This is a genomic window from Bartonella sp. AP11XZML, from assembly GCF_042196445.1.
In the GTDB taxonomy this organism is placed as follows: domain Bacteria; phylum Pseudomonadota; class Alphaproteobacteria; order Rhizobiales; family Rhizobiaceae; genus Bartonella.
On the sequence record NZ_JBHIQF010000042.1, the window covers coordinates 68,362 to 93,986 of the forward strand.

General features: G+C 38.9%; 21 protein-coding genes and 1 pseudogene. 3 read left to right on the forward strand and 19 right to left on the reverse strand.

Annotation, left to right across the window (positions count from 1 at the left end):
- Positions 1 to 32: 32 nt before the first annotated feature.
- Together hslV and hslU are read left to right on the forward strand one after the other, a co-directional pair.
- Positions 33 to 614: an ATP-dependent protease subunit HslV gene (gene hslV / locus ACFIMG_RS03705; protein ID WP_375678520.1), complete on the forward strand. Its 582-nt coding sequence runs from the start codon at positions 33 to 35 to the stop codon at positions 612 to 614.
- Positions 615 to 1,925 carry an ATP-dependent protease ATPase subunit HslU gene (gene hslU / locus ACFIMG_RS03710; RefSeq protein WP_375678519.1) on the forward strand — a complete coding sequence of 437 codons (1,311 nt, stop codon included), beginning with the start codon at positions 615 to 617 and terminating at the stop codon, positions 1,923 to 1,925.
- A gap of 19 nt (positions 1,926 to 1,944) precedes the next feature.
- Here the strand turns inward: hslU and ACFIMG_RS03715 are convergent, their stop codons facing one another.
- From ACFIMG_RS03715 to rpsO, 3 genes are all read right to left on the reverse strand, one after another.
- Positions 1,945 to 2,940 (reverse strand): class I SAM-dependent methyltransferase, encoded by a 996-nt coding sequence (locus ACFIMG_RS03715; RefSeq protein WP_375678518.1) that lies wholly within the window; start codon positions 2,938 to 2,940, stop codon positions 1,945 to 1,947.
- Positions 2,941 to 3,012: 72 nt separating this feature from the next.
- On the reverse strand, positions 3,013 to 5,208 hold the full coding sequence (gene pnp, locus ACFIMG_RS03720) for a polyribonucleotide nucleotidyltransferase (RefSeq protein WP_375678517.1): 2,196 nt from the start codon (positions 5,206 to 5,208) through the stop codon (positions 3,013 to 3,015).
- Positions 5,209 to 5,457: 249 nt separating this feature from the next.
- Positions 5,458 to 5,727, reverse strand: a complete 270-nt coding sequence (gene rpsO, locus ACFIMG_RS03725) for a 30S ribosomal protein S15 (protein WP_375613306.1) — start codon at positions 5,725 to 5,727, stop codon at positions 5,458 to 5,460.
- Positions 5,728 to 6,041: 314 nt separating this feature from the next.
- Between rpsO and ACFIMG_RS03730 the strand changes: the two genes are divergently transcribed.
- Positions 6,042 to 7,670 carry an MFS transporter gene (locus ACFIMG_RS03730; RefSeq protein WP_375678516.1) on the forward strand — a complete coding sequence of 543 codons (1,629 nt, stop codon included), beginning with the start codon at positions 6,042 to 6,044 and terminating at the stop codon, positions 7,668 to 7,670.
- Positions 7,671 to 8,127: 457 nt separating this feature from the next.
- Here ACFIMG_RS03730 and truB read toward each other — a convergent pair whose 3' ends face one another.
- From truB to tsaB, 16 genes and pseudogenes are all read right to left on the reverse strand, one after another.
- Positions 8,128 to 9,090: a tRNA pseudouridine(55) synthase TruB gene (truB, locus tag ACFIMG_RS03735; RefSeq protein ID WP_375611817.1), complete on the reverse strand. Its 963-nt coding sequence runs from the start codon at positions 9,088 to 9,090 to the stop codon at positions 8,128 to 8,130.
- 4 nt (positions 9,091 to 9,094) lie between these two features.
- Positions 9,095 to 9,502, reverse strand: a complete 408-nt coding sequence (gene rbfA / locus ACFIMG_RS03740; RefSeq protein ID WP_375613309.1) for a 30S ribosome-binding factor RbfA — start codon at positions 9,500 to 9,502, stop codon at positions 9,095 to 9,097.
- 120 nt (positions 9,503 to 9,622) lie between these two features.
- On the reverse strand, positions 9,623 to 12,142 hold the full coding sequence (gene infB, locus ACFIMG_RS03745) for a translation initiation factor IF-2 (RefSeq protein ID WP_375678515.1): 2,520 nt from the start codon (positions 12,140 to 12,142) through the stop codon (positions 9,623 to 9,625).
- Entirely contained in the window at positions 12,139 to 12,774 is a 636-nt protein-coding gene (locus ACFIMG_RS03750; RefSeq protein ID WP_375611814.1) for an RNA-binding protein, read from the reverse strand. Before ACFIMG_RS03750 ends, infB begins: the two co-directional genes overlap by 4 nt.
- A complete protein-coding gene (gene nusA / locus ACFIMG_RS03755; RefSeq protein WP_375627644.1) occupies positions 12,775 to 14,406 on the reverse strand; it encodes a transcription termination factor NusA in 1,632 nt (543 codons plus the stop codon).
- A 47-nt stretch (positions 14,407 to 14,453) separates the two neighbouring features.
- The gene (gene rimP / locus ACFIMG_RS03760; RefSeq protein ID WP_375611870.1) at positions 14,454 to 15,104 is read right to left on the reverse strand and encodes a ribosome maturation factor RimP; all 651 of its coding nucleotides are present in this window, start codon (positions 15,102 to 15,104) and stop codon (positions 14,454 to 14,456) included.
- 127 nt (positions 15,105 to 15,231) lie between these two features.
- Positions 15,232 to 15,931, reverse strand: a pseudogene (locus tag ACFIMG_RS03765) (tRNA (guanine(46)-N(7))-methyltransferase TrmB).
- Positions 15,928 to 17,196, reverse strand: coding sequence for a methionine adenosyltransferase (metK, locus tag ACFIMG_RS03770; protein WP_375613312.1), 1,269 nt, complete (start codon positions 17,194 to 17,196; stop codon positions 15,928 to 15,930). Before metK ends, ACFIMG_RS03765 begins: the two are co-directional and overlap by 4 nt.
- Positions 17,197 to 17,326: 130 nt before the next feature.
- Positions 17,327 to 17,740, reverse strand: a complete 414-nt coding sequence (locus ACFIMG_RS03775; RefSeq protein WP_375611810.1) for a helix-turn-helix domain-containing protein — start codon at positions 17,738 to 17,740, stop codon at positions 17,327 to 17,329.
- Positions 17,741 to 17,888: 148 nt separating this feature from the next.
- The gene (gene lnt, locus ACFIMG_RS03780; RefSeq protein WP_375678513.1) at positions 17,889 to 19,523 is read right to left on the reverse strand and encodes an apolipoprotein N-acyltransferase; all 1,635 of its coding nucleotides are present in this window, start codon (positions 19,521 to 19,523) and stop codon (positions 17,889 to 17,891) included.
- Positions 19,486 to 20,511, reverse strand: coding sequence for a hemolysin family protein (locus ACFIMG_RS03785; protein WP_375613314.1), 1,026 nt, complete (start codon positions 20,509 to 20,511; stop codon positions 19,486 to 19,488). Before ACFIMG_RS03785 ends, lnt begins: the two co-directional genes overlap by 38 nt.
- Before the next feature lie 107 nt (positions 20,512 to 20,618).
- A complete protein-coding gene (ybeY, locus tag ACFIMG_RS03790) occupies positions 20,619 to 21,086 on the reverse strand; it encodes an rRNA maturation RNase YbeY (protein ID WP_375678512.1) in 468 nt (155 codons plus the stop codon).
- Positions 21,083 to 22,207: a PhoH family protein gene (locus tag ACFIMG_RS03795; protein ID WP_375678545.1), complete on the reverse strand. Its 1,125-nt coding sequence runs from the start codon at positions 22,205 to 22,207 to the stop codon at positions 21,083 to 21,085. The genes ybeY and ACFIMG_RS03795 overlap by 4 nt, the downstream gene beginning before the upstream one ends.
- 159 nt (positions 22,208 to 22,366) lie before the next feature.
- Entirely contained in the window at positions 22,367 to 23,743 is a 1,377-nt protein-coding gene (gene miaB, locus ACFIMG_RS03800; protein ID WP_375678511.1) for a tRNA (N6-isopentenyl adenosine(37)-C2)-methylthiotransferase MiaB, read from the reverse strand.
- A 31-nt stretch (positions 23,744 to 23,774) separates the two neighbouring features.
- Positions 23,775 to 24,266: a ribosomal protein S18-alanine N-acetyltransferase gene (gene rimI, locus ACFIMG_RS03805; protein ID WP_375678510.1), complete on the reverse strand. Its 492-nt coding sequence runs from the start codon at positions 24,264 to 24,266 to the stop codon at positions 23,775 to 23,777.
- Complete coding sequence (tsaB, locus tag ACFIMG_RS03810) at positions 24,266 to 24,952, reverse strand: tRNA (adenosine(37)-N6)-threonylcarbamoyltransferase complex dimerization subunit type 1 TsaB (RefSeq protein WP_375678509.1); 687 nt, start codon at positions 24,950 to 24,952, stop codon at positions 24,266 to 24,268. The genes rimI and tsaB overlap by 1 nt, the downstream gene beginning before the upstream one ends.
- Positions 24,953 to 25,625: the final 673 nt, after the last annotated feature.

Consider the following 25,625-nt stretch of genomic DNA (forward strand, 5'->3'; position numbering starts at 1 on the left):
AAAAAGTAAAGTTAATATTAAGGAGTTTCCTTATGACAGAACATAAGCCAGACATAATGTATGGTACAACAATTATTACGGTACGAAAAGGTGGAAAAGTCGTGATGGCCGGTGATGGTCAGGTCTCTCTTGGACAGACAATTATGAAAGGCAATGCACGTAAAGTGCGTCGTCTTGGAAAGAACGGAATGGTTATTGCTGGTTTTGCAGGTGCTACGGCAGATGCTTTTACATTACTGGAGAGATTGGAAACAAAGCTTGAACAATATCCTGATCAGCTTATGCGTGCTTGTGTGGAACTTGCAAAAGATTGGAGAACAGATCGCTATTTGCGTCGTCTCGAAGCAATGATGCTCGTGGCTGATAAGAAAGTAACTTTGGCTCTAACAGGGCTTGGTGATGTTTTAGAGCCAGAAGATGGGGTTATGGCAATTGGCTCTGGAGGAAATTTTGCTCTTTCAGCAGCGCGTGCACTCATGGATTTGGATTTGGATGCAGAAACTATTGCTCGTAAAGCTATGGCTATTGCCGCTAAAATTTGTGTTTACACCAATGATCATTTTACGATTGAAACATTGGATGCAGAATTATCTTCTTTAGAGAAAGCTATTTAAATGTGTGTTGTATTTTCCCCTCGTGAAACTGTTTCTGAACTTGATCGTTTTATTATTGGCCAAAATGATGCCAAACGCTCTGTAGCTATTGCACTGCGCAATCGGTGGCGTAGGCAACAGCTTGATGAGCCGATGCGTGAAGAAGTTATGCCAAAAAATATTTTAATGATAGGGCCAACAGGAGTTGGTAAAACTGGTATTGCACGTCGATTAGCAAAACTTTCTGGAGCACCCTTCGTTAAAGTAGAAGCGACTAAATTTACTGAAGTTGGTTATGTGGGACGTGATGTTGAGCAAATTATTCGAGATCTTGTTGAAATTGCCATTTCTCTTGTGCGTGAAAAGAAACGGGATGAAATAAAAGAAAAGGCTCACGTGAATGCTGAAGAGCGCGTTTTAGACGCCCTTGTTGGTAAAACAGCAAGTCCTGCTACCCGTGATAGTTTTCGTAAAAAATTGCGTGAAGGTGAATTGGATGAGAAAGAGATTGAAATTGAAGTCGCCGATAATAATAGCAATAGTGCTTCAACCTTTGATATTCCTGGTATGCCTGGGGCACAAATGGGTATTATGAATTTATCAGATATTTTGGGCAAAATGGGCAGTCGTACAAAAGTCCGTAAGACGACAGTAAGGGATGCTTTTAAACCGCTCATTGATGATGAATCTGAAAAACTCCTTGATCAGGAGCAAATTATTCAAGAGGCGCTTCGTGTTGCTGAAAATGACGGTATTGTTTTTATCGACGAGATTGATAAAATTGCAACCAGGGATGGTGGAGCAAGTGTTGCGGTTTCGCGTGAGGGCGTTCAACGGGATCTTTTGCCTTTGGTTGAAGGAACAACAATTGCTACAAAATATGGGCAAATCAAAACAGATCATATTCTTTTTATTGCCTCAGGTGCATTTCATGTTTCCAAGCCATCTGATTTATTACCGGAACTTCAAGGACGTTTGCCCATCCGTGTGGAGCTGAACCCTTTAACAAGGGAAGATTTACGGCGCATTCTAACGGAACCAGAAGCTAGTTTGATTAAACAATATATTGCTCTTATGGCAACAGAAGAGGTTCATTTGGAAATTACCGATGATGCAATTGATGCTTTAGCAGATATTGCTGTAGATTTAAATGCAAGGATTGAAAATATAGGGGCACGTCGTTTGCAAACAGTGATGGAGCGCGTTTTGGATGAGATTTCTTTCACTGCACCTGATAAAGCTGGAACATCGTTTAAAATTGATGCTGCTTACGTGAGAAAATCTATTGGCGAGCTTGCTGCTGATATCGATCTTTCACGTTTTATTCTTTGAAAGTTATTGCTTGTTCTGTTTATCTGCGTGCTTCGATAATTTTGAAACCATGGGCTTGTTCATGTATCAACACTGTGCGGAAAATATTTTTTAATAATGTTTCATAAGGCAGGTGGCGGTTTGCAACAAAAAGCAGATTGCCGCTTGGCTTTAAGCACTTTGCAGCATTTATAATAAAATTTTTTCCTAATACAACATCTGTTGTTTGTTGTGTGTGAAACGGTGGATTTGAAATGATTGTGTCATATAGATTTGTGATAGGTTCATGTACAAGGTCATGCCAATAAAAATGAATTGGAAAAGGAGCTGTTATGGATTTAAGGTGCTGTTTTGCTGCTCTCAAAGCGTTGTAGTCTGCTTCATAAAGGTCGAGAGCGGTGAGTTTTTCACTTCTTTCAAGCGCAACGTGAGAAAGATAACCCCATCCAGCACCAAAATCAGCCGTTTTTCCAGAAATAATTTTGAGCATATAAGAAGCAAGCGCAGCAGATCCTGGATCAATACGTCCGTGTGAGAACATACCAGAAGTGGTTTGAAATTTACCAAAAGTGAGCGGTGGTGAGCGCAATTGCGCAATGTTATGTCTCTCAATTTGTTGAGGAACTTGCAACCAAAATACAAGACCATGATTTTTAGACAATTTATTGGTGATGGGAACAATTGTTTTGACCCATTTCATCATTGAAGCAGCACCAGCAGTTTTATCCCCACTGATTACAATCCATCCATTGGGTTTAACGCATTCTAATAAATCAAGAAAACAATTTTGGTTCAAACCACGATATTTGCTCAAATGTAAAAATGCACCATCATAGCTGAAAGTTTTATCTATTTGAGGAGAGCAGTGAAATTGAGTATCGACAAATTTTAAAAAATCTGGTCGCCAAGGCGTAATAACTTTTAAATTTTGTGCCCATTCTGGAGCTGGGATTTCTGTTAAACCAAAACTTAGCCAACACTGGTTTGGATCAGGATACGGGAGTTCATGATTTTCAAAAGGCAAAAATAATAACACATATGACTCTTTCAAAGAAAAATGCCACTCCAATATTGGGATGGCATTTCATGATACTTTAAGAGGAAAAACTTACTCTTCTTTTTTCTTTCGGCGGCGCTTATTTTCAGGTTGTTTTTTTTCATCCACGCACTTTTCTTCATTCATCGCTTTATCACCGGTGATTTCCTTTCCGGTTGTTTGATCAACGACCTTCATTGATAACCGAACTTTTCCACGCTCATCAAAGCCCATTAATTTAACCCAAACTTTGTCACCTTCTTTTACAATATCGGTTGTTTTGGTGACGCGTTCTGATGCAAGCTGAGAGATATGAACGAGTCCATCACGAGAACCAAAGAAGTTTATAAATGCACCAAATTCTGCAGTTTTTACAACTGTTCCTTGGTAGATAGCACCAACTTCAGGCTCATCGACAATAGAATGGATCCAACGTTTTGCTGCTTCAATGGTTTTAGCATCAGCAGAAGCAATTTTAATGGTACCATCATCTTCAATATTAATTTTTGCTCCCGTTTGTTCCACGATTTCCCGAATAACTTTACCACCAGAGCCGATAACATCACGGATTTTATCGACAGAAATATTCATAACTTCGATTCGTGGAGAAAATTCACTTAGCTCAGCACGTGCACTGGTTAAAGCTTTCGCCATCTCATTAAGGATATGGATTCGTCCACCTTTGGCTTGTTCAAGCGCGATTTTCATAATCTCTTCGGTAATACCATCAATTTTGATATCCATTTGCAAGGCAGTAATACCATTTTCTGTTCCTGCGACTTTAAAATCCATATCTCCAAGATGATCTTCATCCCCTAAAATATCAGAAAGAACAGCAAAGCGTTCTCCTTCTTTAATCAAGCCCATAGCAATACCAGCAACAGGGCGTGCTAGAGGAACACCAGCATCCATAAGAGCAAGTGAGGTTCCACAAACCGTTGCCATAGAAGAAGAGCCATTGGATTCAGTGATTTCTGAGACAGCACGAATGGTATAAGGAAAAGATTCTTTCGTTGGTAACATGGGGTGAATTGCCCGCCATGCCAATTTGCCATGTCCAATTTCACGACGACCAGGAGAACCAAGGCGTCCCGTTTCACCCACTGAAAATGGTGGAAAATTGTAATGGAGAAGGAATGTTTCCTTATACATTCCTGTCAAGGAATCAACATATTGTTCATCTTCACCAGTTCCCAATGTTGCAACGACAATCGCTTGTGTTTCTCCGCGGGTAAAGAGTGCTGATCCATGTGTGCGGGGTAAAATACTTACTTCTGATTGGATAGGGCGTACGGTAGAAAGATTGCGTCCATCAATCCGCTTTTGGGTATCAAGAATGTTTCCGCGAACAATTTTTGCTTGCAACTGTTTAAATACGGTTGCAATTTGATCTGCACTAAATTGACAGTCTTTTTCTGGTTCTGGCATAAATTTATTGAGGATTTCTGTCTTTAGTGCATCAATTGCAGCATAACGTTCTTGCTTATCAGTAATTGTGTAAGCCTTTCGTATATCCTGTTCTGCCATTTTCTGCATCGCTTTTTCAAGCTCAGAAAGATCTTCAGGAACAAAATCACGAGGATCTTTTGCAGCAACTTCAGCAAGCTTTATAATGGCATCAAGGACAGGTTGAAGGCCTTTGTGACCAAACATTACGGCCCCCAACATGATATCTTCCGGTAATTCTTGTGCTTCTGATTCAACCATCAAAACAGCACTTTCTGTTCCAGCAACAACAAGATCAAGTTTTGATTCAGGCATTTCATCGATATGAGGATTAAGAACATATTGTCCATTACAATAGCCAACGCGGGCACCAGCTATAGGCCCCATGAAAGGAACACCTGACAGGGTCAATGCGGCAGAAGATGCAATCATCGCAAGGATATCGGGATTGTTTTCGAGATCATGCTGTATAACGGAAACAATAACTTGTGTATCATTTTTATATCCATCAACGAAAAGGGGACGAATTGGGCGATCAATCAAACGTGAAACCAAAGTTTCATTTTCACTTGGTCGACTTTCACGTTTTAAATAGCCCCCAGGTATTCGACCAACAGCATAGGATTTTTCTTGATAATTAACGGTGAGTGGAAAAAAGTCCTGGTCTGGTTTTGGGATTTTGGCCGATACAACGGTAGCTAAGACAATCGTTTCTCCATAGGTAGCAATCACTGCACCATCAGCTTGACGCGCTATTTTCCCTGTTTCAAGGGTGAGCGGACGCCCGGCCCATTCAATTTCTATCTTGTGCGTTTTGAACATTTTTTATCCTTAATGACCAGTGTTTAAATCTTTGATTGCTCACATTCTGGTTTTGCGTAGCATACTTCCAAGATCTGGGGTGGACAACATACTTTTTATCTTTGTTGCGAGAAAAGAGAAGTAAACCGCTTAAATGCGAAACGATGAGCAGTTCTACCCCATAATAACTTATCAGTTTTTAAAATTTTTAATTAAAAGCAACACGTTGAAAAAATGGGTGTTTTTTTTAATACCACTTCCATTTTTCTTTTAGCGACGCAAACCTAACTTCTTTATAAGTGTCTGATAACGATTTTGGTCAACTCCTTTAAGATAATCAAGAAGACGCCGACGTTGAGACACCATCTTCAAAAGACCACGACGAGAATGATTATCCTTTTTGTGAGATTTAAAGTGGTTTGTTAAATTAGAAATACGTTCAGAAAGTACAGCAATTTGCACTTCTGGTGATCCTGTATCACCAACTTTGTTTGCGTATTCTGAGACAAGAGCTTTTTTACGTTCAGCTGTAATCGACATCGTATTATCCTTTCCAAAAACGAAGAAACATAAAGTCACCCATAGCCGAGATGTCGTTCAGCAAGGGTCTGTGAGAAAACAGGAAAAGTCGAAGACTCTTACCTATTTTCGTTCTTATATAGGAAAGAAGGTTAAAATACTAGTCCTTGACAGCATTTTGAAGTCTTTCTTTAAATAAAAGCTTTTGTTTTGAAATATTGATTTAAATAGAGTTTTATGAGAAGTTTTTTAAAGAATTATGCATCCTTTTGATACAAAGATTATGAGCGTGTATGTGGTAACAAAAGTGATAAATACCGATTTGGAGGAAAAAGATGCAGAGCATTTCAACATTAAAACTTTTTCGTAATTCGGTATTTCGAAATTTATGGTCATCTACTCTTATTTCTAATTTAGGGGGGCTGATACAGGCTGTTGGAGCAGGGTGGTTAATGGCGTTGATTAGTTCTTCGCATTCCATGGTTGGGCTAGTTCAAAGTGCCACAACATTACCACTTGTTATGTTTTCTTTGATGGCAGGGGCATTAGCTGATAATTTTAATCGGCGTCAAATTATGTTGTGTGCGCAGATTATGATGATGGTCATATCGATGAGTTTATCTGTTTTAGCCTATATGGGATTTCTAACACCTTGGCTTTTGTTATGTTTTACGTTTTTGATTGGATGTGGTACAGCTTTTTATAATCCTTCTTGGCAAGCAACGATAGGAGATATTGTGAGCAGGGAAAATATTCCTGCTGCTGTTAGTTTGAATAGTGTCGGCTTTAATTTGATGCGGAGTGTTGGTCCTGCTATTGGTGGTGCCATCATTGCAACTTTGGGGGCATCTGCTGCTTTTTTGTTTAATGCTATAAGCTATATTCCTCTTATTGGTGCGTTGTTTTTCTGGAAGTCGAATTATGAAAACAACTCATTGCCACGAGAAAGGCTGTTGGGAGCTGTCTCAGATGGTTTGCGTTATGTTGCGATGTCACCTAATCTGCTGAGTATTATGGTTCGAGCGTTCCTTTTTGGTATAGGAGCAATTTCTATTTTAGCACTTTTGCCAATTGTTGCGCATAAAGTTCTTGGAGGAAGTGCCCTTCTTTATGGTACATTGCTCGGTTGTTTTGGGTTAGGAGCCATGACAGCAGGTATTATTAATGCAGTTGTACGGCATCATTTTCGTTCAGAAACAATTATTACAAGTGCATTTATTGGTTTTGCCTTTTCTTGCTTTTTATTGGGAATAAGCCGTTCACTGATTATAAGCCATATTGCTTTATTTCCTGCAGGGTTATGTTGGGTTTTGGCATTATCATTGTTTAATACATCTGTACAACTCTCTACACCACGCTGGGTTGTTGCACGTTCTTTAGCACTTTATCAAACGGCATCTTATGGGGGGATGGCTATTGGAAGTGCAATCTGGGGAGTTTTGGCTGATGGTTATTCTCCAACAATTGCTTTGAGCGTTTGTTCTCTATTCTTGATTTTTGGTGCTCTTGCGGGGGTAAAATTTAGAATTCAAGAAATTCCTCAGATAGATTTAAATCCTCTTGATCATTTTAGAGAGCCGGAATTATTACTTGACCTCAAAGCAAGAAGTGGCCCGATCATGATAATGATCGATTATAAAATTCATGAAAATGATCTTGAAGAGTTTCTCAAAGTGATGACGCGTCGACGCCATATTCGATTACGTGATGGTGCGCGTCAGTGGGTCCTTTTACGAGATCTTGAAAGACCTGAATATTGGACAGAGGCTTATCATATGCCAACATGGGTAGATTATTTACGCCATAATCATCGTCGTACAAAAGCAGATGCAGAAGTCAATAAGCGTCTACGTCATTTAAATTGTGCTCCTAACGGTATAAGAGTGCACCGCATGATTGAACGCCAAACAATACCTCAAGCCAATGAGATGCTTTTAAAAGTTTCCTCTGATCATCTCCCTTAGGGTTAAAACAGTTTTTGTAGAATTACATATATTAATATTATTTCGATCAATTTGTTAGCATAATCATAAAAAATTGCTGTTTCAATATTTAATGAATTGATTTATAATGGTTACTTGTCATTTTTCATGTTGAGTGATAGTTCTGAAAATCTTAAGCTTTTCTCGTTTCAAATCTATTTAGAGTAGATCAGTCCATATCTTTGCTTGTACATTATAAACGAGGACTAAAGTATGAGTAAAAAACGATTGAAAAAGAAATAAAAAGCCTCTTATGAATCCTTTAAATGCAAGGATTATTGCGACATTAAGAGGAAAAAGTGTGTGGTGGTGTTAGCTTATAGCACTGACTTAAATTTTGATATGAATACGGTAAATATAGACAATGAAAAGCACCATATTTTTCTTAATTGATAGAGAAAAATATCTTTCCGCAAAAGGTGGTTGGGAAAAGAATCGATTAAATTGTGAAAATCCGCTTTGGTTTAAATAGACCTTTGTCGAGAGTGCCAATAGCAAGAAGTTGTTCCTTATAGAGGACACAAATTTCCTCTTCATCAAGAGGTGCTTTGTGATGATTCAAGAGGATAGAATGGCCTCTTATAATTCTCTGTGCTTGAGTTTCATTAAGGATATAGTGAGGGAGGCAATCCAATGCGGCGCTTGTGTCAATTAAGAGCCCATCGAGTGTTGAGAAGTTTTTTTCAAAAGAACGATTATTCTCATCTGTAGTGTTTTTATTTGGCGGAATGGCCGCTTTTAGTTCCTCCCATGTAATGAGATCTTCTTCATCAAAAGGTGCGACGGCAATACGTCTTAAATCAGCAATATGCCCATAGCAACCGAGATCACGTCCCATATCGCGTGCTAAAGAGCGCACATAAGTTCCTTTTCCGCAGGTTATTTCAAAGATAGAATGCTCTTTGGTAGGCATTTCTAATAACTTGAAAGTTTCTATTTCCACTTCACGGGGCGGAATGTCAACAACTTCCCCTTCACGCGCTAAATCATAGGCACGATTTCCGGCAATTTTGATTGCTGAAAATTGTGGAGGTGTTTGCAAAATAACACCTGTATATTGAGGAAGAAGAGCAAGTATTTCTTCTTGTGTTGGACGTATGAGAGAAGTTTTCGTTATTTCTCCTTCTAAATCATCTGTTGAGCGCTCTTGCCCCCAAGCAATATGAAAACGGTAAGTTTTTTTGCCTTGCATCACGTAAGGGACGGTTTTGGTTGCTTCGCCCAATGCAATGGGAAGGAGACCAGAAGCAAGAGGATCAAGTGTACCCGCATGTCCTGCCTTTTGAGCATGGAAGAGCCATTTGATTTGTGAGACAGCTTCTGTTGATTTCATTCCTTTTGGTTTATCAAATATGACCCAGCCAGAAACAGGACGCCCTTTTTTCTTGTGTTGCCGCGCCATATCTTTAATCCTCATCTGTATCACTATGGTGAAGATCGCGTGCAACCTCAGGCGAGCGAAGGAGGGCATCAATTTTTGAAAAATTATCAAAACTATTATCAAGTCGGAAACGCAGTTCTGGCATATATTTCATTTGTCGCAACGCATGACTGATTTCTCCACGGAGAAAACGACTATGTTTATTGAGGGTATCAACAACATCGGTATGAGAAGCATTTTTAAGAGTGCTGAGAGGTGATACAAAGCAAGTAGCAATTTTTAAATCTGGTGACATGCGTACTTCAGAGACAGAAATAACAATATCTTTTAAGATATCATCAAGCAAAATATCACGCTGTAATATATGCGCTATTGCATGACGTACTTGCTCTGCTACTCTAAGTTGCCGTTGTGATGGCCCTGCATTTTTCATCAAAGTTTTATCCTTGCTACAAGATCTCTTTTTTGACCATTTAGATAAGCAAAAAGAAATATTGTGTATAAAACTAATAACTTTTCTCATTTCACAACAGAGTAAAGTTATTGGATTATTTTATAATGTGCGATTAATATGTTCGATACGGAAGGTCTCAATGATGTCTCCTGCACGCATGTCTTCATAATTTTCAAAGGCTATTCCACATTCTTGACCACTTTGCACTTCATTGACTTCATCCTTAAAGCGTTTGAGTGTTTTCAGCTTTCCTTCGTGAATAACGATATTATCGCGGATAAGGCGAACACCGGCTCCTCGTTCTATTTTACCTTCTGTAACACGACATCCTGCAACTTTTCCAATTTTTGTAATGTTAAAGACTTCTAGAATTTCAGCATTACCAAGGAAAGTTTCACGCTGTTCTGGTGAGAGTAATCCAGACATAGCAGCCTTGATATCGTCAACAAGATCATAAATGATGTTGTAATAACGAATTTCAATTCCTTGTGTTTTAGCAAAATCACGTGCCTGCTTATTGGCTCGAACATTAAAGCCAATTACAGCAGAGTTAGAAGCTTCTGCAAGAGAAATATCACTTTCGGTAATTCCTCCAGCACCAGAATGTACAATACGTGCACGAACCTCGTCATTTCCGAGTTTTTCCAATGCTGAAGCGATTGCTTCAATTGATCCTTGCACATCTCCTTTTATAATAAGAGAAAATTCCTTAACACCAGTCGTTTGCAATTTTGTCATCATCTGTTCAAGAGAACCACGCGAACCAGTTTGCCGCGCAACAGCTTTATCACGTGCTAATCGTTGCCGATATTCAGAAATTTCACGTGCTTTTGCTTCATGTGTGACAACAGCAAAACGGTCTCCGGCTTGTGGTGTTCCTTGCATGCCTAAAATTTCAATTGGTGTAGAGGGAACGGCCTCTTTGACATGGCGGCCATGGTCGTCAATCAAAGCACGCACACGACCCCATTCATTTCCGGCAACGATAATATCAGAAGGGTGTAATGTACCTTTTTGAACAAGAACTGTTGCAACAGACCCACGTCCGCGATCCAATTTGGCTTCAATGATAACGCCCTCTGCAGTTCGTTGAGGATCTGCTTTCAGATCAAGCATTTCAGCTTGAAGAAGGATAGCTTCGAGAAGTTTATCAAGATTTTGACCAGTTTTAGCAGAAACTTCAACGTCCAAAGTTTCTCCACCCATAGTTTCAACAAACACTTCATGTTGTAGAAGTTCTGTACGCACTTTTTGTGCATTCGCAGCTGGTTTATCAATTTTGTTGATAGCAACAATGATAGGTACACCAGCAGCTTTCGCATGATTGATTGATTCAATCGTTTGAGGCATAACACTATCATCAGCGGCTACAACGAGAACAGCAATATCAGTAACACGAGCTCCGCGTGCACGCATAGCCGTAAATGCGGCATGACCTGGTGTATCAATAAAGGTAATTTTTTGACCATTTTGTTCTACTTGATAGGCACCAATATGCTGCGTAATACCTCCTGCTTCGCCAGAAACAACATTTGCTTTACGAATAGCATCCAAAAGAGAAGTTTTTCCGTGGTCAACATGGCCCATAATGGTTACAACAGGGGCACGCTGCTGCATGTTTTGAGGATTATCTATTATATTAAAGATACCTTCTTCTACGTCAGATTCTAAAACACGTTTAACAGTATGGCCAAATTCAACAGCGATGAGTTCGGCAACATCTGCATCAATAACATCGCCAGGTTTCATCATTTGTCCTTGTTTCATCAAGAATTTAATCACATCAACAGAACGCTCAGTCATACGTTGTGCGAGCTCTTGAATGGTAATCGTTTCAGGAAGAACAACTTCGCGAGAAATTTTTTCTCTTGGTTCTTGATTTTGTGCACGCTTAAACTTTTCCTGTCTACGCCGCATTGCAGCCATTGAGCGCCCACGTGCGCTTCCTTCTTCATCCAGTGCACTATTCAGAGTTAGCTTTCCGCGTCTCCGCTCATCAGCTCCTTTGACAACTTTTGGTACACGTATTTCTGACTTAGCAGGATTAGCACGTCGACTATGCCGTTCTTCCTCTTTATTGTCATCTATTTTGCGTTTTTCAACCACGGTTGTCTGTTTAGGCGCAATAGGAATATCTGTCTGTTCAATGAGAGGGGGAACAGGTGGAGTCTGTACTGGCAATATTTCTTCTTCTTGTTGGAGATGTATTTCTTTTTCTTTAATTTCTTGCTGTAAAATTTCTTCACGCTCTTTAGCGCGTCTTGCTTCTTCTTCGGCTTGTTCTCGCGTTATTTTTTCTTGGATATGTGCTTCTTCTAACGCGCGAAGCCTCGCTTCCATTTCAGTTGATGAAAGATTGCTTTTGGTCACAGATTCTTGAGGCTTTTTTCCCTCAAAACGCGGTTTAGAACGCTGGGGGGCCACATGCGGCTTTGTAATGGGCTGTAGGGTTTCAGCTTTTTCATCAGGTCGCGTAATTTTACGCCGTTTGGTTTCGACAACGACAGCCTTCGTACGGCCATGACTAAAATTTTGTTTAACCGTGCTCGTTTCCAAGACAGACCTCTTGAGAGTTAGTGTCTTCTTGACGGTTGTTTTGTCGTTGTTATTTTCACTCATTGTACTTCCTTCACGGCTTGTGCCGTCATCTCACTAGACTTACTATGCTTGTCGTCACGATAGCTGATCAATTTACATGTTGTTTTGAGAAATCCTTCAGCAGCTTTTGTGTCCAGTAAGGCCGCGTGCATTACAGGATTAGAGCCAAAAGCCACTCGCATTTCATCACTTGTAAATAAAGATATGGTTTTTATAGTCCGATTTGTTTGTTGTTGTATTGAATGGATGGCCTGTGCAATTTTTCGTTTCCCATCTTCTGTTGTTTCTTTAGCATGAAGTACAAGAATAACTTTACCAGAGCGGATAGCAGCGTCAACCTTTGTTGCTCCCATAACAATTGCTCCCGCTTTTCGTGCCATGGAAAGGCTTGAAAGAGCGGCTTTTAGTAAAAGCGTATCAACAACATGCACAAGATTTGGTGCAACCTCAACATCTGTTTTAAAATTTCTATGAAAAGCTTTCTGTTTTATTGCTTTCTCAATAACAGCGTGATGGGCGGAAATCCAAACGCCACGCCCTGGTAAATTCGCTTTAAGATCAGGAACAATTTGGTTGTTGGGACCAATAACAAAACGGATCAGCGTTTGTGCTGAAGCATTTTTTCGGGTCACAATGCAAGTCCGTTCATTCATTTAAAGTGTATCCACATCCAAATCATCTATTTTTTCATTTTCTGTAGAATTTCCATCTTCTACAGGATTTTCTGTAACAAGATCAGCTTGGTCTATCCAGCCTGCTTGTACACGTGCGGCTAAAACCATAGCTTCTGCATCTGCGCGTGTAATGTCAAAAGGGGTTAAAATACCAGAAAAATTCTGTGTTTGGCCTTCTTTACGTTCTCTCCAACCAGCTAAATCATCAACGGCATAGCCAGCAAAGTCTTCTATTGTTTTTACACCATCCTCACCTACAGCAACCAACATAGCACTTGTCATTCCAGGAAGTGTTCGCAATTCGTCAGAAACTCCGAGCTTTTTGCGTTTTTCATCAAGTGCTTTTTCTTGATGATCAAGATATTCGCGGGCACGACTTTGGATTTCAGCGGCGGTATCATGGTCAAAACCATCAATAGAAGCGATTTCTTCAAGATCAATATAGGCGATTTCTTCAATAGAAGAAAAACCCTCTGATGCCATAACCTGTCCGATCATTTCGTCAACCTCTAAGGCTTCCATAAACAATTTACTTCGTTCAGTAAATTCTTTTTGACGATTTTCAGATTCTTCCTTTTCCGTTAAAATATCAATGTTCCATCCTGTTAGTTGCGAAGCCAAGCGAACATTTTGCCCACGTCGTCCAATAGCAAGGCTAAGTTGATCATCTGGCACAATAACTTCAATCCGTTCAGCATCTTCATCAAGGATGATTTTAGAAACTTCAGCAGGTTGCAGTGCATTAACGACAAATGTTGCCGCATCAGGCGACCAAGGAATAATATCAATTTTTTCGCCTTGTAATTCAGCAACAACAGCTTGTACACGACTTCCTCGCATTCCAACGCATGCTCCAACAGGATCAATGGAACCATCACGTGAAACAACGGCGATTTTAGCCCGTGAACCTGGATCACGAGCAACAGATTTGATTTCTATAATACCATCATAAATTTCTGGTACTTCCATAGTGAAAAGTTTTACCATAAATTGGGGATGTGTGCGTGAAAGGAAAATTTGCGGACCACGCGTTTCACGGTGTACATCATTGACAAAAGCACGAATGCGATCTCCATAGCGGAATGATTCACGAGGAATTAATTCATCACGGCGCACAATAGCTTCACCGCGCCCTAGATCAACGATGACGTTACCATATTCCACACGCTTAACTGTACCAGAAATAATTTCACCAACTTTATTTTTGAATTCTTCATATTGCTGATCGCGCTCTGCATCGCGTACTTTTTGTACAATAACCTGTTTAGCAGATTGTGCTGCGATACGTCCAAAATCCATAGGAGGTAAAAGATCAGCAAAAAAATCACCAATTTTTGCTTCTGCTTGACGTTTGAGAGCATCAGACAAAGTAATTTCCGTTGTATAGTCTTCAACGACATCAACGATTTTAAGCAGGCGCTGTAATTTAATTTCACCTGTTTTAGAATTGATTTCAGCACGAATATTGGTTTCTTGACCATAACGAGAACGTGCTGCTTTTTGAATAGCATCAGCCATCGCAGAAATGACAATTTCACGGTCGATTGACTTTTCACGTGCAACAGCATCTGCAATTTGCAGAATCTCAAGCCTGTTAGCGCTTGTAGCCATCAATTTTCTCCTTCTTTGTGCCACACGATGGGTATTTCCCAGTGATATTATTTTTTGAAATTGAGCGTCTGTATAGAGTCGTTAGCGTTCTCTTCGGCAATGAATTGTTGACTTAAATCTTTATTTTGTTTCAATGCATCGCGAATAAGCTCATCGGTAAGCACTAAATGCGCATTTATGATATCACAAAAGGAAATAGGGGTATACATGGCTTCTCCATAAGCAGCTTTATCAGTGTTTAAAATAAATCCATCTTGCGTGATATTTGTAAGTGTCCCACGAAATTTTCGGCGCCCATCAATTGTTATTTTGGTTTCAATTTTTGCAAGATGCCCTTGCCAATGAAAAAAATCAGATTTTCTTACCAATGGACGATCAATTCCAGGTGATGAGATTTCTAAATGATATTTGCGTTCAATAACATTTTGTACATCAAGGAGGGGAGAAACTGTTCGACTAACAGTTTCACAATCTTCTATGGTCATAGAACCATCAGCACGTTCAACCATAATTTGAAGTGTTAAACCATTTTGACCAAGAAGTTTCACACGAACCAAACGAAAACCTAAAGGTTTAAGTAGTGGTATGACAAGAGCAGCAACCTGTGCTTCGATACCATCTTCTTCAAACAGGCGTGGTTCGTCAAGATTGCTTATTTTTTCAGCTTCGTTCATACATTTTATCCAAGTTGGTTTCATCAGTTTTATGATATTAAAAAAGAGCGGGTCCAACGGCCCACTCTTCATCATAAGACCAAGAATTTAACTATTGATACTCTTAAATTCAAAATTTTTCAAGTTGTTTATGAGAAAAGCGCTTGATCATTTATTTCTTGATAAAGGTAAGATAGGCAGGCGTTCGTCCTTCGCGTAAAGCTTTTGCTTCATAGCGGGTTCCGCTCCATAGTGGATAAGGGAGTTTCCAGTCTTGAGGGCTTTCTGCTTTCCATTCAAAGTGATCATGTTGTGCACAATGGTACAAAGTCCAGTTTACATAACTGTCTATATCGCTAGCAAAGCGAAAAAATTTTCCTATTTTAAGAACACGAGCAAAACGGTTAAGATTTTTTATATTGATGAAGCGTCGTTTCCAGTGTTTTTTTCGGCCAAGGATCAGGATAGAAGAGGTCTATTCCATCAAGCGAGTTATCAGGGAGCCAATCAAGAAGGCGTGTAGCATCATCATTATAGAGGCGAAGACGATTTTGATGGTTTTGATGCTGTTCAAGAGACGACAATATTTTTGCCATGCCATTGATAAAGGGCTCGACGCCGATAAAACCGGTTTTTGGAAAATATTCCATTTCATGAAGTAAATGTTCACCTCCACCAAAACCGATTTCAAGTCGAATTTCTCTTACTTTGCTTGAAAATAAGGATGTAAGGTTTAAGGGAGGAGGGACATTTAAATCAATATTCAAACTGGGGAGAAGCATTTGTATACGTGTAAGCTGACTGTCTCGAAGTTGTTTTCCTTGTCTGCGTCCAAAAAATGCTTCACTCTTACGTATATTATGTTTAATCATGGGATTTGGATCATTGTTTGAAGCGTTTTCACGAGATCAGTTTTTTCCCATGAAAACGAACCATCGTGTTTTGGTTTACGACCAAAGTGACCATAGGCAGCTGTTTTCGCATAAATAGGTTTATTGAGGTCAAGATGTTTTCGAATGCCGGTAGGTGAAAGGTCCATTATTTTGCGGATGGCTTCTTCAATAACCTTTTCATCGACTTTTCCTGTTCCATGAAGATTAAGATAAATAGATAAAGGTTGTGCAATACCAATTGCATAGGAGAGTTGAATGGTGCATCTCTCTGCTAAATGAGCAGCAACAATATTCTTAGCCAGATAGCGTGCCGCATAGGCAGCAGAACGATCAACTTTTGTTGTATCTTTTCCTGAAAAAGCACCGCCTCCATGGGGTGCTGCACCTCCGTAAGTATCCACAATAATTTTGCGTCCCGTTAATCCGGCATCGCTTTGAGGGCCTCCAATGACAAATTTTCCTGTTGGGTTAATATACCAACTGCATTGAGCTGCAATGGGAATGTCATGTAAAGCTTGGCGAATGTAAGGTTCAACCACTGTACGTACTTTATTGGAATCCCAGCTTTCATCAAGGTGCTGCGTTGAAAGAACAATGGATGTGACCTCTATCGGTTTTCCATTTTTATAACGTATGGTTATTTGGCTTTTAGCATCTGGTCCTAATTTTCCAGTTTCTCCCTCTCCTTTATGACGAGCTGCGGCAAGAAGTTTGAGAATTTTATGCGCATAATAAATTGGCGCAGGCATGAGATCAGGTGTTTCACGGCAAGCATATCCAAACATGATACCTTGATCACCCGCTCCTTCTTCACCATGCCGATCCGTAGCATTATCAACCCCTCTTGCTATATCAGCTGATTGTGGGCGCAAAAGAACATCAATTTTAACAGTTTTCCAATGGAAGCCTGCTTGTTCATAGCCAATGGTACGAATAGCACGGCGCGCTGCTGTACGAAAACGTGTAGGATTAATGAGTGGAAAGCTAGTTTCATCATAGATGAATTCTTTATTTTTATCTTTTTTTAATAGCGTATCGGGAACACGTACTTCACCAGCGATAACAACACGGTTGACACTGACGAGAGTTTCACAGGCAACGCGTACTAACCATGGATCAGTACCAGTCTTTTCAGCTTCTTTATAGATCATATCAACGATTTCATCGGAAATACGATCACAAATTTTATCAGGATGTCCTTCCGATACCGATTCGCTCGTAAAAAGATAATCTTGATGCGGCATAGGAACTCCTTCAAAAAAGAAAACCAACGATTTAATCAATTGCTTACTAAAGTCGTCACCATTTGCTAATTCTACAGCAAATAGTCAATGCAAATGTATATGAATAAAAGAGAAAAGATATAATTTTAATTTATAACTTATTTGTCAAATCTTCCTCAGAAAGTGCTTTTGCCAAGTCAATAATTTTTCGACGCACTTTAGCATCAGATATATTTGTAAAAGCGCGCATGAGCTGAATCCCTTCGCTGCTAGAACAAAAGTCTATAAAATTGTGTTCACTTTCAGCAAAACCCTCTACTTGTTGGGAGGTAATACCTTTATCAAAAAAGTAAGAAACAGGAACATCCATAATTTCCGCTATCGCTTGAAGACGGCTGGCACCAATACGGTTTGTTCCTTTTTCATATTTTTGGATTTGCTGAAAAGTAATTCCTAATTTTTCACCTAGTTTCTCTTGAGTGAGTCCTAAAATATTACGACGTAAACGGATACGAGTTCCAACATAGATATCTATAGGGTCAGGTTTTTTTCTAGTTTCGGTCATAATGCAACTCTTTATTTCCAGCATTTTTCTTCTAAACCAACATCATATTTATGCGCAGTTGATTTATCATATAATTAAAACAATATGTAATATTTTTTCCCAATATCACTGGTACACGCAACACAATACCGTACAAAGGGCACTTGAATCATTTAAGCTGTTTTGTAAAACCAAAACCAATACGACACAATAGCATAAGGATGAATAAGATAAAAGTAGAGAAAGTTCTGTATTCATTGCTTCCTATAGGGGTAATGGATGATGGAACTTGTGAATCAATAATGCCCACAGCATTTTGTCGAAGAGCTACAACGATTCGTCCATAAGAATCAATAACAGCTGATATGCCATTATTGGCTGCCCGTATGAGGGGGATTCCCAGTTCAACGGCACGAAGCTGTGCTTGTTGAAGATGTTGATAGGGTCCAGGTGTTACACCAAACCATGCATCATTTGTAATATTAATAATTGCTTGAGGCGGGGAGCCTTTAAAAGTCATTTCATGGGGAAATATTGCTTCATAACAAATTAAGGGTAGATAAGAAAATCCGTTTGGCATTGTAACAATTTTGCGCACACTTGCAGCACTATATCCACCAATATTATCAGCAAGGGTACGCAATCCAATTTTTTTCAATAAATTCTGATAAGGGAGATACTCACCAAAAGGAACCAAATGAAGTTTATCGGAAGTATTTAAAATATTACCTTGAGCATTAATGACTGCAATTGTATTAAAATATTGTGTTTGGGAATGAGGTAGATCATTGCTGGCGCGTATTGCTCCAACAATAGCCCATTGTTTAGGTTTTAAAAGAGAGGCAATGCGCATTGTGATAGATGATTTATCATAGAGAAGGTAAGGAACGGAAGCTTCAGGCCATACGATAAAATCGGGTTCTGAATTTTGATCGGTTGTTGGCGTTGCACTTAGCTTCATATGCGCTTCCAACATAGATTCTCGTGTATTATCACGCAATTTTATATTTTGTTGGATGGACGGTTGAACAATGCGCACCCAATAAGCACTTTTTTGATCTTCAGTTGTGTTTTCTATAGTATGAAGACGATAAAACCCAAAACCACAGTGAATGAATATAAGTGATAAACAAAGAGAAAGTGCCACTTTCTTTTTTTCATCCGTTAATAAAACAGTTGGCAAACTGTAGGCTAAGACAGCAAGAATATTCATTCCGTAAAGTCCTACGATTGCATCAGATTGCATGAACATTGGGGTTGGCATGGCTGTATAGCCAAGAGAATTCCATGGAAATCCTGTGAATAAAAACGCACGCAACCACTCGGATAATCCTAATGCAAAGGCTAAAACAAAAAAGCGTGCTATTCCTTTTGTCCATAATAAACCGACAATGAAACCAGAAAAAAACCAATAAAGAGAAAGGTAGAGTGGAGGAAATAAAATGGCTAATGGGACTGCCCAACCAAAAGAATCTGGATCTGTTAACAAAGCATTGCATAGCCACCAAAGGCCGCAAATAAAATAACTAAAACCAAAGGTTCCACAGCTTAAAGCGTAAGTAAAAAAATGTTTTTTATTGTTTTTGGTGGCCCGTATTGAGTCAAGTAAAACAATAAAGAGAGGGAAAGTTAAAAAGCAAAGAGGTGTTAAATAAAAGGGTGGAAGTGCAAAAGAAGTAAGAGCACCACACAGAAATATCCATGCTTGGCGCTTCCAGCCTGTAACAGAGAACAAAAAAACGATGAAATTGTTTAAAAATGCTGGACTATTCTTTAGGGATGGCATTGTTCTCAAGATTCTCATTTTTGGGAATGCGAAAAATGCGCAATCGTTTAATCCGGCGTTTATCAGCTTCTAAAATACGAAATCTATAGCCAGGTACAGCTTCGACAATTTCACCTTTAGCAGGAATGCGATCAAGAATTGAGACGATCAAACCACCAATAGTATCAACTTCATCACCATATTCCCCTACGATAAAATCAGGACCAAGAGCTTTCTCCACATCTTCTAGTTCAGTTCTTGCATCAACGAGCCATTTATTATTTGGTTCACGTACGATAGCATTGTCGACATTATCATGTTCATCTTCGATATCCCCAACGACTAACTCAACAATATCTTCCATTGAAACGAGACCATCTGTTCCTCCATGTTCATCAATAACTAAAGCCATTTGAGTTCGTGTAGTTTGCATCCGTGTTAATAATTTGCTTGCAAGCATAGAACTGGGAACAAAGAGAACTGTTCGGATCAAATCCAATTCACCGATTGGAGTATGCAAGTCTGTATGGTTTAATTGAAGCAAATCGGATTTTTGTTCGGTTTTTGTTGGGTTGATAATAAAGCGAGTGATGTAGTTAAGAATATCGCGGATATGGATCATGCCGCGCGGATCATCTAAAGTTTCAGCATAAACGGGGATACGAGAATGACCAATTTTTGCAAAACATTTAAGGGTTTCTCCAAGAGAGGTGTTTATTTCTAATGCTTCGATTTCAGAACGAGGTATCATAACATCATCCACGCGTGCTTCACGTAAGCGTAAAATGTTATGCAGCATAGTACGTTCTTCAGGTGAGAAGAGGGCGGTATCTTTTTCATTGTTAGTCGTGAGTGCAACGGTAAGATCATCGCGCAGTGACGTAGATGCACAATTACGACCCCGTAAGAATGAAAATAAATGATTCATCAGGGAATATTTCTCTGTATGATTCGTCTGTTGAGAGGGGTCTTTTTCATTATTAGAAGATGCTTGACTATTATTTTGTGCATTTATTTTGTTTGCCATGGTTTTGAAATCTTCTAGACTTTCTTTTATAACAGATAAATAAGAGGCTTTAAATGGTATGCTGGTAATATTGATTTTAAAAGTTAAATTTTATCATTGATAGACAATTATGCGTAAGGATCTTTTATGGAAAGCTTTTGAAGAATTTCTCTTTCGAGCTTTTCCATTTTATATGCTTCATCATCAGTTTCATGGTCATAACCAAGCAGATGCAAGATACCATGAACAATCATATGTGTTAAATGGTCTTGAAATGTTTTTCCTTCTTTCTCTGCTTCGAAAACAACAGTTTCTCGGGCAATAATGATATCACCGAGCATGGGACCAGGTCGATTTCCAGCTTTAAGTGGAAAAGCAGGAAAGGATAATACATTAGTAGATTTGTTTTTGTTGCGCCATTGTGCATTGATTTGTGCCATATGTTCATCATCCGTAAAAAGCAGGCTAATCTCGCTTACAACATTTGCCAATGAAACATGATGCATAGTTGTCATTAATGCTTTTTCAGTGATATTATAAAGCATTTTCTCATCATTCCACCCTGCGCTTTTAATCATTATATCAATAATAATCATGATGAATCAAATTCATTTTTTAATGCATCGCATGCGAATGATTTTTTTTTATTTTGTATTTCGGAATCAAGATCATAAGCACGAACAATAGCAGCAACAAGTGGATGGCGTACAACATCTTTTTCATCAAAATGCACAATTGCAATATTTTCTACATTTGAAAGAATGCGAATTGCTTCAATGAGACCTGATTTTTGCCCTGTAGGCAAATCAATTTGGCTTACGTCACCGGTAACGATCATACGCGTTCCTTCTCCAAGACGTGTGAGGAACATCTTCATTTGCATGGGGGTAGTATTTTGTGCCTCATCAAGAATAACAGCAGCATGGGCAAGTGTTCGTCCGCGCATAAAGGCGAGAGGAGCAATTTCTATGACACCAGAGGCTAAAATGCGTTCTATTTTTTCAGCGGGCATCATATCATAAAGAGCATCATAAAGTGGTCGTAAATATGGGTCGACTTTTTCTTTGAGATCACCGGGAAGAAAACCAAGATGTTCTCCAGCTTCAACAGCTGGACGTGAGAGAATAATTCGCTCAATGATACCACGTTCTAGAAGCATTGCAGCATGAGCAACAGCAAGATATGTTTTTCCTGTTCCTGCTGGTCCTACACCAAACACAAGTTCAGTATGCTCCATAGCACTTATGTAAGCGTCTTGTGTTGGAGTTCTTGCATGAATTATTTTTTTATGGGTACTCAACCGAGCTGGTATACGTTTCGTTGCAGATTTGTGTGTTATTGTGTCTTCTTTCTGCTTCTTTGGTATATTTGCCATAGCAATCGCTCCTTTTATATCTGATAAAGTGAGCTCTTGATGTGTTTTGGCACGTTCATAAAGCTGCTGCAATACATATTGCGCACGTTTTATAACAGAAACATTTCCACGGATTAAGACTTCATTACCACGCGGATGAATACTAAGTTCGAGTTTTTTTTCGATATAAGCGAGATTTTCGTCAAATTTACCAAAAACTGCTTTTGCATATTTATTATTTTCGAAAATCAAAACAACTTGGCTCACATCTGAAGCGCTTGTTTGTTTCAAGGTATCAGCCTTTTCAAGGGACGTATTTACTTTTTCTCTAATACGCTTTATTTTTTCGGTTGAAGCTTTCAGCTTATTCTCCATATCTACATAAATATTGCACATTTTGTTAAGTAAACTTTATAAAAGACAATTTTTACAAAAAGTGCACGCTTTAGATGTAATCATTTGCTTTTAAAATAAAAGAGTTTTCCAAAATATTTATTTTTGAACAAGGTATTAGAGGCATGTTTATCTATTTGTCACTTCACCAACAAAACTGTTTGAGCTTGCATTTTTAATATGAATTTCTATCACGCTACCTGTAGAGGCTTCTGTATCGATAACAACAGGTAAAAGCCAAGGGGAACGCCCTACCATTTGCCCTGAGTGACGTCCAGGTTTTTCGATGAGAACGTTCGTTTTTTGATCAATTTTAGAACGCAAAAACGCATTTTGTTGCTCAAGGAGAAGGGCTTGTAAATGTTGAAGTCGGGCATCTTTTACAGATTCATCAACATGATTTTTCATTGTGGCTCCCACTGTTCCAGGACGGGGGGAATATTTAAAAGAATAAGCTGAACTGTACTGTACTTGTTGAATAAGTTTAATGGTTTCTTCAAAGTCTTCATCTGTTTCTCCTGGAAACCCTACAATAAAATCGCCTGAAAAGGCAATATCTGGCCGTACGGTTCGAATTTTTTCGATAAGATGAAGATAATGAGAGCTTTTGTGTTGTCGGTTCATGGCTTTTAAGATGCGATCTGAACCTGATTGAACAGGAAGATGGAGGTAAGGCATTAACATATCAAGATCTCGATGCGCGGCAATAAGGCTATCATCCATATCACGTGGGTGGCTGGTTGTGTAACGCAAACGCTTTAAACCATCGAGTTTTGCGAGATGATAAAGAAGATCGCCAAGACGCCAAGTTTTGCCATCAGCACTTTGTCCATGCCAACCATTGACATTTTGTCCAAGCAGCGTAATTTCTTTGACACCCGCTTCGATGAGTTGAAGGGCTTCCTCGGTAATTTGCTCGACAGACCGTGATATTTCAGCACCGCGTGTGTAAGGAACAACACAAAAAGTGCAAAATTTATCGCAACCTTCCTGTACTGTTAAAAATGCGCTAACACCTCGTTTTCTTACTGCATGTTTATTATGGGGCGGCAAATGAGCAAATTTATCTTCAACAGCATAGTCTGTTTCGATAATTTTTTTTCCTTGTTTTGCTTTTTCTAACAATTCTGGCAAGCGATGATACATTTGCGGACCAATAACAATATCCACTGTTGGAGCACGGCGCAAGATTTCACTTCCCTCAGCTTGTGCAACACAACCTGTTACACCAACCATCAGGGGTTTATCAGGTGTGCGCTCTTGACGCATAACGCGCAAACGACCAAGATCAGAATAAAGTTTTTCTGCTGCTTTTTCACGAATATGACAGGTATTAACAAGAATAAGATCGGCATCATTGGGAATTTGTGTTGTCACATAGCCTTGCGAACTGAGGCTATCAGTCATCCGTTGGCTATCATAAACATTCATTTGACATCCATAGGTTTTGATAAAAACCTTTTTAGGAGCAACAGGAGGCGTATTTTTAGGATTTACTTTATTCATAGCGCATGTGTAAATGTTTTTTACACAAATCTCAATCTATTTGCTTAAAAGTTTTTTGCATGATAATTGCATCACCACGACCATTTTTTGACGCGTAGTAGGCAAGACGTTCAGAAATTTTTTGAAATTCAAAGCGTTGATAAAGGTTCAAAGCAGAAAGATTTGTGGCTTCTACTTCCAAGAATAATTTTATAGCGCCCTTGTCGTGAAGATGGTGAACTGTACGATCGATAAGAAAGGTACCAATTCCTTGTTGACGATAATGAGGATGAACAGCAATTGTGATGATTTCTGCTTCATCAAGGATGAGACGGCATAGGCAAAAGCCTAAAATTTGATCAGAGTGATCAATGAGAAAAGCTTTGTATCCGAAGATAGAGTGATCTGTTAAGAAATTATCAAAAGCTTGTTTTTCCCAAGAAGGGGTAAAACAATGCCGATGAATTTGATGAAGAGAAGCACTATCATTAACTTGTAGCGGAGCAATTCCAAAATTCTTTTTTGTCAATGAAAATTTGGGCATTATTTTTTTTGTGGTAAAGCAAAATTGGTTTGTTGTTTTGCATCAGCGCTGCGTAGATAGAGTGGGCGAGGTGAATTTTTTGATTGTTTGTTTGCAGCAAGATAAGCATAGTTTACAATATCGGCCGCTTCGCAGGGGATTTTTTCTAGGACAATTTTTTCGTATATTTTATGGTTTTTAACATGCTCCACAACGACATCAGCAGCTGGGCCAGTCAGTCGGGTTTTTTTTGGCAAATCTTCGAGGATATTTTCAATTGTTTTTAATCCCGGTGCTCCCAAAGGTGTGAGATCATTATGAAAATTTTGATGGTAGAACATCCCTCTCCCTGCTTCAAGGATAACAGTAATTGCCGATGCTGTACTTTTACTGTTTATGACTTGTGCTGCTAACGCTTCAAGAGCACTCACTCCAACAGCTGGTATTTCAAGTGCTAATGCCAAAGCGCGCGCTGTTGCAACACCGACACGCACACCAGTAAATGATCCAGGTCCAATATTGACAGCAATACGCTCAACTTGATCAAGCGTCATATTGGCTTGTGTCATTATTTGTGTAATCTGCCCAATAATTTTTTCGGCATGTCCTTTGTTTATGCGTTCATTGATACGCGCAATAACAGATTTATGACGAATAAGCGCAACAGCACAATAAATTGAAGCAGTATCTATAGCAAGGATAAGCATAAAAATATTTTAGTTGAATAAAACGATAAATAAAAGTCCTGCTGTATTTTTAATCTTTTCATTATCGTATATTTCATTTGTAAGAAAGTTACTAGTGCCAATAAGCAACAATATCTTTTTATGGGATAGAACGAGATGTTGATTTAATCCTTATTTTTATCACTTTTTGAATGAGTACCTTGAGTATTGTAAGATTCTCTTATTTTAAGTCTACTTATGGTGAAACAATTAAAGTTATTAGCTTGTATATTACAAGCGGAGTTAGCGTATGAATCAAAACTGTTGAAGAAAAGAATAAAAACTCCTTCACGAATCGTTTAAATGTAAGGGTTGTCACAACTTGTAAGCTATCAAATAGTACGTTGATGCCACTTTTATTACATAGTAAGTAAAAGTAATTTAAAAGAGGAAAAGTCATGATCTCACATTTTTTCCAAATAAGAATATATTTTATCAGTCTTTGTATAAAAACCTTAGCGTAATGAGAGCAGATGAAAGAAATGGTATTGTTTTGTATGAGTTACGTATTTTGATACTACCCCGTTGCAAATCATTATGGACTGAAAAGCAAAATTGACAGTTTTCACTTAAATATCAGCTCTTTCAATTTTTTGTATAGAATAATGAGCAATATTTTAGAACTTTTTCTGGTTTATGAAAGAACTGATTTTAA